General features: G+C 38.4%; 21 protein-coding genes and 1 pseudogene. 1 reads left to right on the top strand and 21 read right to left on the bottom strand.

Translation table 11 applies throughout. The annotated features are described in order from the left end of the window. Nucleotides 1–2: 2 nt before the first annotated feature. The 10 genes from ACQKIM_RS21625 to ACQKIM_RS21580 form a co-directional block, all read right to left on the bottom strand. On the bottom strand, nt 3–335 hold the full coding sequence (locus ACQKIM_RS21625) for a minor capsid protein (protein WP_427547989.1): 333 nt from the start codon (nt 333–335) through the stop codon (nt 3–5). Then, on the bottom strand, nt 335–682 hold the full coding sequence (locus ACQKIM_RS21620) for a putative minor capsid protein (RefSeq protein ID WP_427547987.1): 348 nt from the start codon (nt 680–682) through the stop codon (nt 335–337). The genes ACQKIM_RS21625 and ACQKIM_RS21620 overlap by 1 nt, the downstream gene beginning before the upstream one ends. Next, a complete protein-coding gene (locus ACQKIM_RS21615; RefSeq protein WP_427547985.1) occupies nt 673–1,071 on the bottom strand; it encodes a hypothetical protein in 399 nt (132 codons plus the stop codon). The genes ACQKIM_RS21620 and ACQKIM_RS21615 overlap by 10 nt, the downstream gene beginning before the upstream one ends. Beyond that, nucleotides 1,071–1,241, bottom strand: a complete 171-nt coding sequence (locus ACQKIM_RS21610) for a hypothetical protein (RefSeq protein WP_427547983.1) — start codon at nt 1,239–1,241, stop codon at nt 1,071–1,073. Before ACQKIM_RS21610 ends, ACQKIM_RS21615 begins: the two co-directional genes overlap by 1 nt. Before the next feature lie 11 nt (nt 1,242–1,252). Next, a complete protein-coding gene (locus ACQKIM_RS21605) occupies nt 1,253–2,242 on the bottom strand; it encodes a major capsid protein (protein WP_427547981.1) in 990 nt (329 codons plus the stop codon). Between the two features lie 14 nt (nt 2,243–2,256). After that, complete coding sequence (locus ACQKIM_RS21600; protein ID WP_427547980.1) at nt 2,257–2,814, bottom strand: phage scaffolding protein; 558 nt, start codon at nt 2,812–2,814, stop codon at nt 2,257–2,259. A gap of 106 nt (nt 2,815–2,920) precedes the next feature. Continuing rightward, on the bottom strand, nt 2,921–4,051 hold the full coding sequence (locus tag ACQKIM_RS21595; RefSeq protein ID WP_427547978.1) for a phage minor capsid protein: 1,131 nt from the start codon (nt 4,049–4,051) through the stop codon (nt 2,921–2,923). Between the two features lie 4 nt (nt 4,052–4,055). Then, entirely contained in the window at nt 4,056–5,552 is a 1,497-nt protein-coding gene (locus ACQKIM_RS21590) for a phage portal protein (protein WP_427547976.1), read from the bottom strand. Nucleotides 5,553–5,560: 8 nt separating this feature from the next. Then, nucleotides 5,561–6,841, bottom strand: coding sequence for a PBSX family phage terminase large subunit (locus tag ACQKIM_RS21585; protein ID WP_427547974.1), 1,281 nt, complete (start codon nt 6,839–6,841; stop codon nt 5,561–5,563). Beyond that, on the bottom strand, nt 6,825–7,835 hold the full coding sequence (locus tag ACQKIM_RS21580; RefSeq protein WP_427547972.1) for a terminase small subunit: 1,011 nt from the start codon (nt 7,833–7,835) through the stop codon (nt 6,825–6,827). Before ACQKIM_RS21580 ends, ACQKIM_RS21585 begins: the two co-directional genes overlap by 17 nt. 129 nt (nt 7,836–7,964) lie before the next feature. Between ACQKIM_RS21580 and ACQKIM_RS21575 the strand changes: the two genes are divergently transcribed. After that, nucleotides 7,965–8,153 carry a hypothetical protein gene (locus ACQKIM_RS21575; protein ID WP_427547970.1) on the top strand — a complete coding sequence of 63 codons (189 nt, stop codon included), beginning with the start codon at nt 7,965–7,967 and terminating at the stop codon, nt 8,151–8,153. Nucleotides 8,154–8,185: 32 nt separating this feature from the next. Here the strand turns inward: ACQKIM_RS21575 and ACQKIM_RS21570 are convergent, their stop codons facing one another. The 11 genes and pseudogenes from ACQKIM_RS21570 to ACQKIM_RS21520 all read right to left on the bottom strand — a co-directional run. Continuing rightward, entirely contained in the window at nt 8,186–8,602 is a 417-nt protein-coding gene (locus ACQKIM_RS21570) for a hypothetical protein (RefSeq protein WP_427547968.1), read from the bottom strand. Between the two features lie 98 nt (nt 8,603–8,700). After that, nucleotides 8,701–9,198: a sigma factor-like helix-turn-helix DNA-binding protein gene (locus tag ACQKIM_RS21565; protein WP_427547966.1), complete on the bottom strand. Its 498-nt coding sequence runs from the start codon at nt 9,196–9,198 to the stop codon at nt 8,701–8,703. Nucleotides 9,199–9,300: 102 nt separating this feature from the next. Continuing rightward, nucleotides 9,301–9,492 (bottom strand): hypothetical protein, encoded by a 192-nt coding sequence (locus ACQKIM_RS21560; protein ID WP_427547964.1) that lies wholly within the window; start codon nt 9,490–9,492, stop codon nt 9,301–9,303. Nucleotides 9,493–9,594: 102 nt separating this feature from the next. Then, a complete protein-coding gene (locus ACQKIM_RS21555) occupies nt 9,595–9,804 on the bottom strand; it encodes a hypothetical protein (RefSeq protein WP_427547962.1) in 210 nt (69 codons plus the stop codon). 38 nt (nt 9,805–9,842) lie between these two features. Then, nucleotides 9,843–10,151: a hypothetical protein gene (locus tag ACQKIM_RS21550; RefSeq protein ID WP_427547960.1), complete on the bottom strand. Its 309-nt coding sequence runs from the start codon at nt 10,149–10,151 to the stop codon at nt 9,843–9,845. Nucleotides 10,152–10,156: 5 nt separating this feature from the next. Further along, nucleotides 10,157–10,546 (bottom strand): hypothetical protein, encoded by a 390-nt coding sequence (locus ACQKIM_RS21545; protein WP_427547958.1) that lies wholly within the window; start codon nt 10,544–10,546, stop codon nt 10,157–10,159. Nucleotides 10,547–10,581: 35 nt separating this feature from the next. Then, on the bottom strand, nt 10,582–11,844 hold the full coding sequence (locus tag ACQKIM_RS21540; protein ID WP_427547956.1) for a DNA cytosine methyltransferase: 1,263 nt from the start codon (nt 11,842–11,844) through the stop codon (nt 10,582–10,584). A 54-nt stretch (nt 11,845–11,898) separates the two neighbouring features. Next, on the bottom strand, nt 11,899–12,420 hold the full coding sequence (locus ACQKIM_RS21535) for a hypothetical protein (RefSeq protein WP_427547954.1): 522 nt from the start codon (nt 12,418–12,420) through the stop codon (nt 11,899–11,901). Beyond that, entirely contained in the window at nt 12,410–12,598 is a 189-nt protein-coding gene (locus tag ACQKIM_RS21530; protein WP_427547952.1) for a DUF6011 domain-containing protein, read from the bottom strand. The genes ACQKIM_RS21535 and ACQKIM_RS21530 overlap by 11 nt, the downstream gene beginning before the upstream one ends. Next, on the bottom strand, nt 12,595–12,999 hold the full coding sequence (locus ACQKIM_RS21525) for a hypothetical protein (protein WP_427547950.1): 405 nt from the start codon (nt 12,997–12,999) through the stop codon (nt 12,595–12,597). Before ACQKIM_RS21525 ends, ACQKIM_RS21530 begins: the two co-directional genes overlap by 4 nt. Before the next feature lie 23 nt (nt 13,000–13,022). Next, nucleotides 13,023–13,264, bottom strand: a pseudogene (locus tag ACQKIM_RS21520) (single-stranded DNA-binding protein); the annotation flags it as partial.

The raw sequence follows: 13,264 nt of genomic DNA, 5'->3' as shown, positions 1-13,264 counted from the left end.
CGTCACCTCGCTTTGTTCATTGCATTGCGAACAATCTTTATCCAATCATCTTTATGAATTGCTAGTGCTTTACTATCCCATTTAGGACCCGTACCAGGTGTCGTAAATTTGGCGCCGATGTTGTAATATTGGCGGCGTGCATAAGGTGTATTCCATATGATTGATTTTCCATCGATGGCGATTGACGATTGGTTACGTAAATCAGTCGACAACATCGGCACGTACATATTGGTGTCAGCGTAAACCTGATTGACAAAAGCGTACTGCCCTTGTTGGGTCATATTTGACAATCTCAGAGACACCCCATCAAGTTTCCTAGTTACTCGTATACGCATTAAATCACCTCTAATTCATAATGTCGCACGGTATTCTTTTTCGGATGGTAACATGGGATAATCTCTTTAAGGACATACTCTTCACCTTCAAAAGTGATAATTGATTCCTCTACAAATTTTTCAGGAATCGGCGTACTGTTACGAGCATCTACAAACACAACTGCATTTGCTACAATTTTTGTTTGCATATTATCTCGGCTGAACACTGTTGATTGGTCGTATCTAACATGCTGAATGATAATAGGCACAGCATATAATGGGTTGCCATAGTCGTCTTTTCCTCCTAATCGTTGTTTATAGATAATGTTGTGAATAAGCCACGATTTAGGGATAGATCTTACCAACATGCTGTGCTCACTCCTCGATATAATAATCCTGTGTTACGCAAATACATCACGACATCATCTGATAATACGCTATTCTTTTCATTTTTCGCTGTACTACGGCTTACGCCTGTACTCAACATTGTGCGTCCTATTTGCACTGTTGCCACTTCCTGCAAGCCGTGTGAGCTTGTAGCGCCCATCTCGTAAAAATAATCGATTTGAGCAGCTATAGCTTTTTTAAATTGAGTTTGCCTAAAGGGTATATCATCAGCTAGATCATTGAACTGATAAAAATCACGAGTGACGCTATCTAATACATCACTCGCTTTTTGTTCTAGTTTTGGGAAATCCTCTGCTGTCACATCAGAAAAACCAATATTTCGGTATTCGTCATAAGTGAGATAAGGCATTAAGCATCATCCTTTTTTGCTGCTCGACGTTTCGGTTCATCAACTTCATAGCCGTTGTTTTTAAACCAACTGATTGCCCATGGATTTTCCGTTTCTGCCACTCCTTTAACAAAAGAAACACCAGCACGAATGCCAGTGAATCCGTTGTTTGGTGATTTAACTTTAACCATGTGAAACCTCCTTACTGTACTTTGATGTTTCGAAGTACACCAGCTTTACGAGTAGCTTTTAATGCTACTGCAGCAACCATTTCGACTTCACCTTTTTTAACCGCTCCTGGTGCATTGAAATCAGGTAAAAATGTACGTATTACACTGTTTCCTGTAGGCGAAACACCGTGGAAACCATCTAAACTGAAAGAAGCGGCATAAAGGTCTGTTAAACCTGTTTGAGCTGTTCCAACTGTTCCAACTGTGCGATTTTCAATTCCGACAATTGGTACAGTACCTTTAGTTTTGTCGTAGAAGTAACCTAGATCAATCAGTGGAATTCCATCGTAACCATCAATTTTACGTCCAAATGCATCTTCTGACGATGTTTTGTAACCAGCACGACGAGCTAGTGACTTAATCTTATTAATTAATTTTGTATTACCTAATAAAACTGTTGGTCGTCCATCCAATTCAGAAAGAAAATTATCTAGATGATCCAAGAAATCAAACTTATTAGTTTCAATCGCTGCACCAGATAAATCAAGTACTTCATCAGCACCGATTTCTGTATTGGAATTAGTTAGTGCGACATTTAAACCATCAAACGCCTTAGAATCAACAGCAGAATCACCATTAATAACAGTGTTATGGAATAGGTTTGCAGCACCTTTAATTTTTTGTTCAAGTTGGAAGTTCATTTCGTTGATTTGACCGGATGTATCTTGAATAACACGGTCAATTTCGAATGCCCCCCCAAATATTTTAAGGTTTACATACATATCCTCACGGTCCGCTTCGTTTGCGCCATATTCCGTATTGATTTCACGGAATTGTGCAGTTGAAGGTGTCTTTAAACGCTGATAGCCATACGTTAAAGTCGAACCTCCTGTACCTGGTGAAACGGCATTATCAAAAGTTAATTGGTCCAATAAAAAAGACGAGCGTCGAAACTCGTCAACAATAAATTGATCTACTTTGTCGGCCATACCGACTTTAGCTTGTGCTAATGTAATTGGCATTTATAGCCCTCCTATTAATTGTATTTTGCAGCTAATGCTTCAGAAAGATTTGTTGGCTCATTTCCTCCACCAGGTGGATTATGTTGCCCTCCGCTCCAAGATGGCGGCTTTTGTTGCTGCTGTTCTTCTGGTGCAAATAAATAAGCATCAGATTGTTTGAGGGCGTCTAACTGTTCCTTCAAACCTTCTAATGCTTCACCATTTAATTTAATTTTCTCCATATCAAGTAATGCTTTTACTGATTTTGGATTGTGCACCTTTGCATCTTTTAAAGCACTGTCAAGAGCAAATGTACGTTGTTGTTCTGCTAAATCTGCAGCGTGTTTATCAGCGTTATCTTTATTTTCTTGTTGTAGCCGTGTGATTTCAGTTTGTAACGCTTCATTACCTGCAGCTTTGGGCTTTAACCCCTCAATTTGTTGGTCACGTTCAGCGATAGTATCATTAGCTGTTTTAAGCTCTTTATTTTTGTCGTCTAACCTACTTTTAGGAATCATGGTACCATAACCATCTATTACCTGTTGAGCCTGTTCCTCTGTCAATCCTAATGCCATTAATTGTTCTTTTGTCATCCTTGCATCCTCCTAATTCGTTTTTATCGTGTTACGACACGTTAGGTATTAGAACTTGTTCTTTAACGTCTACAAGCGCTAAAAAGACAAAAATAAAAAGCTGTATCTAATACAACTTAATCACTCGCTCTTTATCATATCTGCGAGCTAGATCATGTTCATTTACAAACTCACGGACTTTAGCTTGACGATTACGAACTAACTGCTTGTACTTTTGAATTGCAACTTCATCACCAATTTCCTCGGCTAGATTAAGTGAACGTTTTGCCTTTCGGACTTGACGTTCATAATACCGTTGCTGTTGTGATAGCTTGTATTGCTCTCTCATTTCATCTTCATCATATTGAATCTGATTATTTGTATTTAAGCCATCGATAAACAGATATAAGATGTGACGACAATGGACGCCTCTTATTCCCCATGGCTCACCATATCCAAATTCATAGATTGATGGATACTTAGGATCACTCGAAGGATTACTCATTGAACAAACATTACCCTGTATCTCTGAACACGCTGGTCTTGGGTCTGCATAGCTGTTAACAAGTACTAAATCAATGCCGTATTCATCCATCCTGGACAATCGCAATTCATTGTAAGTGTTGTTCACTGTATTTCTGATAACGGTGTCAGCGTATTGTTCTAAATGCCAAGTTCGACCTGACTTATCAACAAAACCTGTTTTAATGCCTTTATCAGCCCATTTAATGACCGTATTGGCGACAGCTTGATTTATGGTCATATTGCCAGCTAAAACCTGCGCTGTGGTCTGCTCGACAATTTTACGATACATAATAGCTACTGTACCTTGACCGTAAGTAGTTGTGATAAGTGTTTGATTAACATAGTTGTCAAGTTCCAAATATGCTTGTTTTACATAGCTTTCTAAGGTTAAATCCATCTGAGTAGGTGGTGGTAATGGCTTATATCGCCCACTCACCTCATCGTCGATGCTCTGTATCGTTTTGTATCCAACATCTTCAATCATTTGTTTTATAGTTTCGGCTGCGATGCCTGTAGTTATTGAAAGTTCTCTGATAGTCTCGAGATTGAATATTCGTAGTTGCTGCATCTTTTCGACTTGCCACTGTAACACATAGTCTTTATCGTGCTTAGGATTCGTTTTAAGGCGGTTTGCTATCTGTCTGAACAATTCATCCTCTAAAGCAACGTAAATGTCTGTAATCTGTGATGAGTACATGTTTAATTGATATGGAGTGATAACCGGTCTTGGCATTTAATCACTCCTCTTTCCCAAACATCGATGCCGCTTTTTTCATTTCTTCAAAATCTAGAGCGTTTTGTAATGACTCTGCATAGATTTCATTGATTATTTTTACCGCTTCCTCATCAGAAACACCAAAAATCTTCCTGATTGCACGCTTTTTACTTGTTAATTCCGCGGCTACTAGCTTTATTTGCTTATCAATTTCAGCGCCCTTATCCTCTGCCACACTATCGTCAAAAGCTACTGTAACCTCGTAGTTGGTTGGTGATGTATATAAACCATAGAGCTGTGCCACAATGCCGATGCACTCAATTAAATCTGTTAAGCCTTGCTCAATGACATTTTCATGGCTCTGCTTTGTACGGAATGTTTTGGATTGTTCAGAAACAACCTCAGTAGCGGTTTTCACTGACTGCCCATCAAAACTAAATGCACCAGGTGAAAATCCTGTTTGCATAGCATACCAATTCAGCAATGCATTGATAGCCGCTATATGTTCTTCCACACGCAAAGTAGAATTGATTTCTGTGATTTTATTATCATCCATCCCCATACCTGTATCAAATGCCTCGTAGGTTTCATCTGTATCATCAAAGTAGCGGTGCATCGTTTTAGTTACTGGATTAACAACCGTTTTTATGGCACCCTCAGGTACAATAATACGTTTTCGCCCAAGCCTAAACTCTCGTTGAAAGGAATCAAATGCAATATCGATTGATTTGAGTGTGTCATAACTATTTGCATAAATAGAGATACCAAGAGGAACTGTAGAATCAATGTTATTCGCTAAATTCGGCTTAAGGTATGCAAATAAAGGTCGTTTAACAGTACTATCAGTGAAAGTTTCAGCTAGATTAGGATATAAGGTTGAAAGTGCCACCTTTGTTCCAATGTCTTGGCCATGTGAGCTTTCGTAAAGCTCATTCTTTATTGTATAAACCGAATCATTGAACGTGTGCCATTCCAACAACGTATATTTTTTTCCTTGCTTATTGATTTCAGAAATAAAAACCCCCTCCGTTATGCGGGTATTATCCCAACTAATCGGAAGGAAACAGTCTGCTGTAACATAAGAAAGTTTGATTTTACCATCAACCACATAAGGTTTAATAACCATTCCACCTTGAGCAAACATAAATTCTAGGTACTGTTGGAAGTTTCCGTTAAAACCATTATCCTTAAAAACATCATGAATGAAATCATGGTATCCGGTTTCAGAAATATTGATTTCACAACGCTCATTAAAAATCAGTGTAGCTAACTCTTGAGCAGCCATTTTCGGCATGTTCATGGTTGCCATGCACCGCTTCTTTTGCCCAGCAATTGTATGATACTCAACATCATGCAAATTGCTGTAATAGCCTTGATGTAAAGATCGCCATTTCAGAATGTTTTCATAGAACGTTTCACTCAAACTAATTTTCTTGTGGTCAGTGACCTGTTCAAGCTTTTTAATTAACCCCATTTTCGCCATCACCCCTTTCATCCAGTTAACTGCTTTTGTAAACATGTCATCACCTACCCACGTAAATATCGTTTGAAGAAATAGTTATTAGAATAGCGGCACTCGTCTAACGCATGGTTGTAATCATCGATTGGTTCACCATTGTCTAGACGGACATACATACCAATCTCTTTTAAGAAATCGTAGTGATCGTATTTGCTGTCTGTCTCAACAATAAAAAATTGCTCGTTAGTCATTGTGTTTTGGAGTCGTTCAATTCCAACCTCAATTCCTTTTGAGCTTCCTTTAATATCTTTACTATTGTTGTCTGCCGCTTTTGTCCGAATGCCAATCAAAAGTAATTCCTCTCGGAGAGATTTACATGCTGGGTCTACGAAAAACTCTGTGTAAGGCATTTCAAATGTCTTAGTACACCATTCAATAAATACTTTAATTTCTTTGGCATAAATGGACATAGCTTTAACCTGTCCGGTATCTGCTCCACTGTGATAATAGTTAGCTACTCGTAACAATCTAAATTTGCCCTCATAAAGAACCACAATATTGCAGCTACAAGATGTTGCATCAGATTGACCACCATCAGCTACAAAATACATCTCGTATAGTTGTCCTCTGATTTTAGGTAACTGATTTTTAACCATATTGAACATGCTGTAAATAACCCCTTGAGGCATTACACGCTTCCCAAACCAATCCCGCTCAAGCAAATAAGGATTCTTACTTAAGACATCAAATATTTCCTTTTTCCGCTTCGGTGTCAAGATAGGGTTATCATCAGGAGTCCAATGCAGCCAATCCGTGTCCTGAACTTCAAACACCTCTTTAATTACTGGATGATGCGGAGCTGGAGGATTGAGATCAGCTAAGTGGAAGCGGTCAATAGCTGCAAAGGTACGACGAAAACATTCTTGAATCATTGCCATATTTAGTAGGTTTATCTCACAAAATACAACACTACCAAGCGACATACCAGTGATAGCACCAACACTATTTGATTTGCCGGCACCTTTGTAATAAATCTTTTTTACACCTTTTGGAGTGTGTAATTGATAATGTGCACCATCATCATCATGTTTCGGTTCGATTAGATCACCAAAAATATGAATGAGTCCTGTGCCATCACCGTCCATGTATAAACGATGGGCTTGTTCTTGGTTATAAGCCGTAACAAGATGATTTGTATCAGCACTATTTATCAAATAGTTTGCATAACGGAAATGTCCTGCTGTCGTTTTACCGCTTCGGGGCGTTCCTTCCAATACTTCAAAGGTATGTTCAAAAGGTTTATAAGCAGCATATAGTTGTTTAGGTGAAAGCTTAATCGTTTTCGCCATCTATACCACCGCCTTTTGTAAATTGAGAAAAGGCTCCAGAAGCGGCCATATCGTTAAACTGCTTTTGTCCATCGATAAATGACTGGAGCAAACTTGTATCTTTTTCTTTGCCTTTTAATTGTGCTGCACGTTCTCTTGCGAATGCTGCGTCTGCTTTGAGCTTTTCTTGTTGCAGTCTCGCTAGTGTACGGTCATCAAGCATGTTTGTACACTTAGCTAACACAGCTAAAGCAGCCATTTTGTCAGAAAGTTTAACTTTAAACATGCCGTCTTTCCCTTTAGATAACTCAGTAATGAGCGTACCGTCAATTTCATCTGAATGATGCATAGAGAATTTTGTATAAGTATATGGCACCACTTCGATTTTTTCTGATTTCTTGGAACCGTCAGGATTAAACTCAACGGTAGTTTCTGTTGCTTCTGCAGTTACCTGTGTAAAATCAATGAAGTCTGTAATGTCAGCAAAAGCTATATCTATATATTTCTGCAATATTGCTTCGGCAGACAACATCAGACCATCCGCAATATTTTTTTTCAGGCGTTCAATCTCCGTTTTTATGCCATCATTCGCCATCATCCGGTGAGCGTTCGCATGAGCGGTTCGATAATCACATTCGTAAGCTTTTTGATAGGCTTTCGTAGCATTCCAGTACCTCACATAATGCATGCAAAAAAGCAACTGTCTATCGTTGAGACCGTCACTCTGGACGATTTCAAACTGTACAGTTGCTTGCGATTCCGCTTCTGATTTAACGTTGCTCCGCTTCGGTTTCTTTTTTACGGAACGTTCCGTATTTTTTGGCTGTTTTGATTGGAACGTTCCATTCGATTCCGCTTCAAGACGTTCATCCCATTTATCTTTATTCTTCCAACCTCGTACAGTGCCCTCAGATACACTTAACTGTTCCGCTATATCTTTCAGCTTTATGTCACCGTTATGGGCTTTGTAAATGTCATAGGCTTGGTCACGCCTTGGGTCTCTTGCTCTAGCCATATCTCATAATCACCACCACCTCCAAATATTTATTTAATTTGCAAATCCTTCACCTTATTAATTTTCTAACATATAAAAGGAATAGTAACTTTTATGTCGAATAATGGTATTAAAGGAGGTGAATAACATATGGCGACTTATATTGTTAATACCGGACCTAATAAAGAGGTTCATAGAACAGCTCATGTAATACTTAGTTGTAAGATTTCAGAAATCAGTTCTTCTAACAGATTAGACACCAATGATGATTTCACAGTACGTTACCCTTCGGTTTACGATGGATGTAAGCACTGTTATGCTGAAAAGCATTGGAAATAATTCTTTAAAAGTAGGGGAGTTTGCAGACTCCTCTATAAAATTACTCCCAAGTCCCTTTTGAATTCAATATTGTTCAGTTGATGCCACTCTTTACAATCAACCTCTGTAAGACATCCACTTTTTAAAGGCATCATTAAAACATCATTATCAGTTCCATCTGCATAAAAATACGGATATGGTCTATATCCTAGTATCAGAGCTAACTCTCTGCTCTGTTTATCAATTAAAACATGTGGTGGGTGTTCATAACTTTTCCACTTTCCAAAACCATTCGTGTACTCAACTATTTGCCCTGCCTTACCATGCCCACAACAACTTCCGAGTGTATTGATTCCTTTGTCATTTAACATTTGTACTTCATTAGCTATACAAGCATCCACAGCAACCACTTTTTTATTTTGATTTGGGTTTATTATGTTTACCCATTTGTAAATTCCATACAAGCACATATCTTCACCTCATTATTTAGTATGCTTTCTATTTGAAATTCATTATTACCACCTCTAAAAAATAAATATCTTCACTATATAGGCAATCGTATGGCAAACTATGCAATTTTATTGGAAATATTATTAGCAATCTTCATTTCCGCTCGTGTTATATAGCTTTGTATAGTACTTTTTGTAACTCCTAGTAGCTTTGCAGTTTTTCCGAATGACATATGTTCTGCTCGTATCATAATAAAAGCTGTACGCTCATTTTCTGTTAAGCCAACCATCGTATTATTAACAACTTTTTTAAAATTGTATAATCGCTCAATTTCTTTTAATGCGACCGCTTCATCTATCCATAAATCAATTTCATCTGTTATAAGTGCTGGCACATCATTAGTGCTATCAACGTAAACAATTAAATCTTGCATCAGGTGATGGTCCATAGCATAAGCATCTGTACGAGAAGCGGCTCTGCACTCTGCTGGATCATAGCCTGTTTCCATCCATTTAATAGCTTCTTGTAAATCACGCTCCATACTAGAACATCCACCAGCAGCTCGTAAATCTTTCAATGACTGTTTATATTCTTCGATTAAGTCTGGAAAATACATGACCATCTTCCTCTCTATTCTATGTAAAAATAAAAAGGACACTAATAGCCTGACGTAATTGCCAGAATCTATTAGTGTCCATCGGTTTTTCCGTAAGGACGATTATTTAGTTTTTTTTATGCGGATACGTTCAGCGCGCTCCACATCAAGTACTTGACCATTGTGCCAAATGATTGTATCTTGCCCAAATGCTTTCGGTCTCAAGGGTGTAACAATCCCATCTTGCACTATATACACCCCGTTTTCAGATATGTTAATTTGTTCCGTTGTTAAAACTTGAATGTTTTCTGTCATAGTATTGCCCCCTATGATATAATGCGTTAAGTGAACATCAATAATGGGCATAAATCAATTCGAGCTGTAGCGTGTTACGACGCTGCGGCTTTTTTATTTCTATTAATACACGACATGCACAAAGCCATCTTCACGAATCTGTACGGGCTGTCCGTCTACATCATCAAAATAGACTTTTCCCCAGCCTTCGATATATTCCCAACTACCTAAATTGTATTTGCCACCATAGCGCTTTTGAAAATACTCTCTAGCTTCTATATGGTTTTTAAATTCTGGGAAATTCGCTTCATCTTTACGACTGATAATAAACAATAAATATCCCCCCTATGCAAAATGTTCATATTGTGCAGTTATTTTTCAGACCACATATCATGTAATTTACCCAATTCACTTTCCAATTCAGATAATTGAACGCCAATTGTTCGATCCTTGTCATCAACTTTACTAACTTGCGTTTGAATTTCCTGTAGTTTTAAAATAGCTGTTAAAAATAAATCTCCTGCTGTTTTTAAATCTTTGCGAGACTCTTTAATTTCCTTTACCATCTCATCGATTACAATAGATGGCTCTGCATACATACCTGATGCCATAACTTCATCGGCGTTATATAACTCTTCTCGAACATTTGCTAATTGAGTAGTTAATCGACGTTCCGTCATTTCCATCACCCTTTCAAATAACCAATTTCTTTTGCATAATTAATGATTTCTTGTTGAATTTCATCACTATGCCCCCAATCACCACTATACAATCCACCGTAACCATGTTTGCCATTACTGGATTTACCAGTCCGTATAAAATGACTGAAATCACAAACTAGCGCCCATAAAGTACCACCGTGTGAAAATCCTTTATGCGAAAAGCCACTGTACGCATAAACTTCCTCATTTGTGTATGCATCTACAAAGTACACTCGCTCATTTTTGAACTTTATATATGCTGTTTGTGGATTCCCTGTTACTCTATTTTTTTCTCGAAAGAAAAATTGACGACCTCGTTCAGAAATAAATTCAATTAATTTATTAATAGCTTCTAAACGGTCTTGCTTGTTCATCTATTTCACCCTTCCCGCACATTTTTTTCTAATGTTTAGCAAAGCTCTTTTGCAATTGCCTCAATCACATTCACAGTGACACTGTTACCGGCCTGCTTATAAAGCTGGCTATCTGAATTTACTTCTACAGCCTTATCAAAAGCCCAATCCGGGAATCCTTGTAGTCGCCAACATTCGCGCGGTGTTAATTTTCTGATTCTGAAATCTTGTATCAAATGATTGTTTTGCTCCCAACTATTCTTGGTTAGTGTAGGAGCAATTTTAAAAGTATTACCTTTGTTAAAACCTCTACTTTTTTGTTGAATCATTACACCATGCCTATCCTGTGCAGTTAAAGTAAACATTGGTTCTCCTGGTTCTTTTATTCTTCTTCCGTTTTGCCTTTTTTCTAATCGATCTGGTGTTAGGACTGGTTGAACAATTTTCAATCCTTCGCCTTTATTTGTTGTTAAAGTAGGTGATAAGCCATCACTACCATAAACTTGTCCATTAATACCGTTACCAGAAGGATTAACGTTTCCTAACACCACTATCTTTGGTTCTTGCATTCCACCTTGCATTGTCGGAAGGGCTGGACTTATTCCGTCAATACTATAAACTCTTTTGATATATTCATCACCCTTTATTTCAAGGTTTCCGATTACATTTATTTCTCCTGTTTTCCCATTCGTTTCAATATATGTGCCTTCACGTTGTGACTCTGGGTATCGGGCAGTAAGTGTTCCTGTCGTGATTCTGCTTTCATCAACCGGTCCAGATGCTTTTTTGATAGGAAATACTTTTCTTGTACCTCTTCCTCTAAGATGTCCGATAATGAACACCCTCTCCCTGTTTTGTGGTACGTACTCTTTAGAGTTAATACAATCCCATTCTGCATCATACCCGACTTCATCCAACGTTCTGATGATTGTCTCGAACGTATCGCCGCCCTCGTGATTGAGGAGTCCTGTGACATTCTCAAGGAATAAATAGCGTGGTCTGAGAATAGATGCGAAGCGCATAATTTCAAAGAAGAGAGTTCCCCCAGTATCATTGAAACCTTTTCGCTTACCAGCAACTGAGAAAGCTTGGCACGGAAATCCTCCACAGATAATGTCGATACTTCCGATTCCTCGAATAGTGTCATCTGTAACACTTGTGATGTCATGAGCTGTCCACTCTCCTTCTGTATTGTGAATTGCCTCGTATGATTTACGAGCAAATTTATCTATTTCAACATAGCCGACACATTCATGTCCTGCGGCTTCCATTCCTAATCGAAAGCCTCCTATACCAGCAAATAAATCTAAAAATTTCAATTTATCACCCTCTTATAACTGAACAATTTCTTTCAAATGTTCATTACTGTTATCTCAAAATAAGCTCAACTGCTCATATATTTGTTTTTTGACGGACACATTCACCATTTCAGGTATATCGTGCACCACTTCATCCATTTTTTGCACCATTTTCGGCATTTCGTTCACCACAACCGCTTCTACATCTTCAAAAGGTTCAATACATTCAAAGCAACTAGTATTCTTGTAAGAACCAACAGGAGCTACATTAGGACGGGTCTTTAAAAACACATCGTAGTAGCCGTTTGCTTTCGGTTCCGTGATGACATATTCCTCGCCAACCCTATAAAAATGCGAGGGTGGCTTAACGACACGAGCTAGATATTTACTTGTTATTTGCGCTGGCACTTTCACAGCAGCTTCTATTAACTCAAAGCGGCTCTTTTGGTAGGTGCCAAAATGAGCACCAGGGTGGAGAAATCTGCTTACGTTATAAGCTAATCCACCATGTGGGAAAAGGAAATATTCCTCCCCCACTTTTAAATTGGTACAAACACCGGCATCAACGCATTTTCCTTTTGTACGTTTAGCTGGCATCCTGTGTCCCCATCTCTTCTTGATTTTCCGCTTCTAGCACGTCATATATAGTGAGCTGATTTTTCAAAAACTCCTCTTCCAAATCATCCAAATGCCGTTGCCAGCAAGTGAACCCATATCGTCGTATTATGGATTCACCGCTTTTTAAAGGTCTGTTACATCTTTTACAACGACTCATGATGTACTCTTTAACGGAATTTCTTCAATGATTTCAACATCATCGGCGCTAAATGTAGGAGAAGGACCAAATTCATATTCTTCCGCTTCCCAATCCTTAATAAATTCATCACGCTCATTAACATAAGTGCCAAAGTAAGGGTCTTGTTCAGCTTGGTAAAATAATTCCCTAACTCTTTCATCATCCTTTTTTTGCCACACATATAAACCGTAATCAGCTACGCCCATATTACTGCGATCATATACAACAACCTCTATACCATCTAGTTTGTTATAGACATCGATATATCCCTGTATTTCTTCCTCACTAGGTTCTGGACCAACGGGACCATCATACATTTTTTTAATATCCTCTGGCGTTTTGCCAGCAGTTTGTAATTTAGCTTTAAACATTTTAAACATGGTCAAATCCCCCTATTCACTTCTCAAAATGGCAAATCATCCTCAGATACTTCAATTGGGCCACTATTATTTGCAAATGGATCTTCATCTACCCTCGTATAATTCGGCTGATTCATAGGAGGCTGATTTTGCTGATAAGCTGTATTGCCGCCAAATGAACCCTGTCCAGACATAGAGCCACCAAATGATTGATTTGGTTGATTATTTCCGTATGCTTGTCCGCCATATTGAGGCTGTGGTTGCTGTGGCTGATGTGCATTCGGTT

It is taken from the genome of Lysinibacillus sp. NPDC047702 (assembly GCF_050272555.1).
Taxonomy (GTDB): domain Bacteria; phylum Bacillota; class Bacilli; order Bacillales_A; family Planococcaceae; genus Lysinibacillus.
Note: the sequence above shows the minus strand (reverse complement) of the source record. Positions and strands in the feature narration are given on the sequence as shown.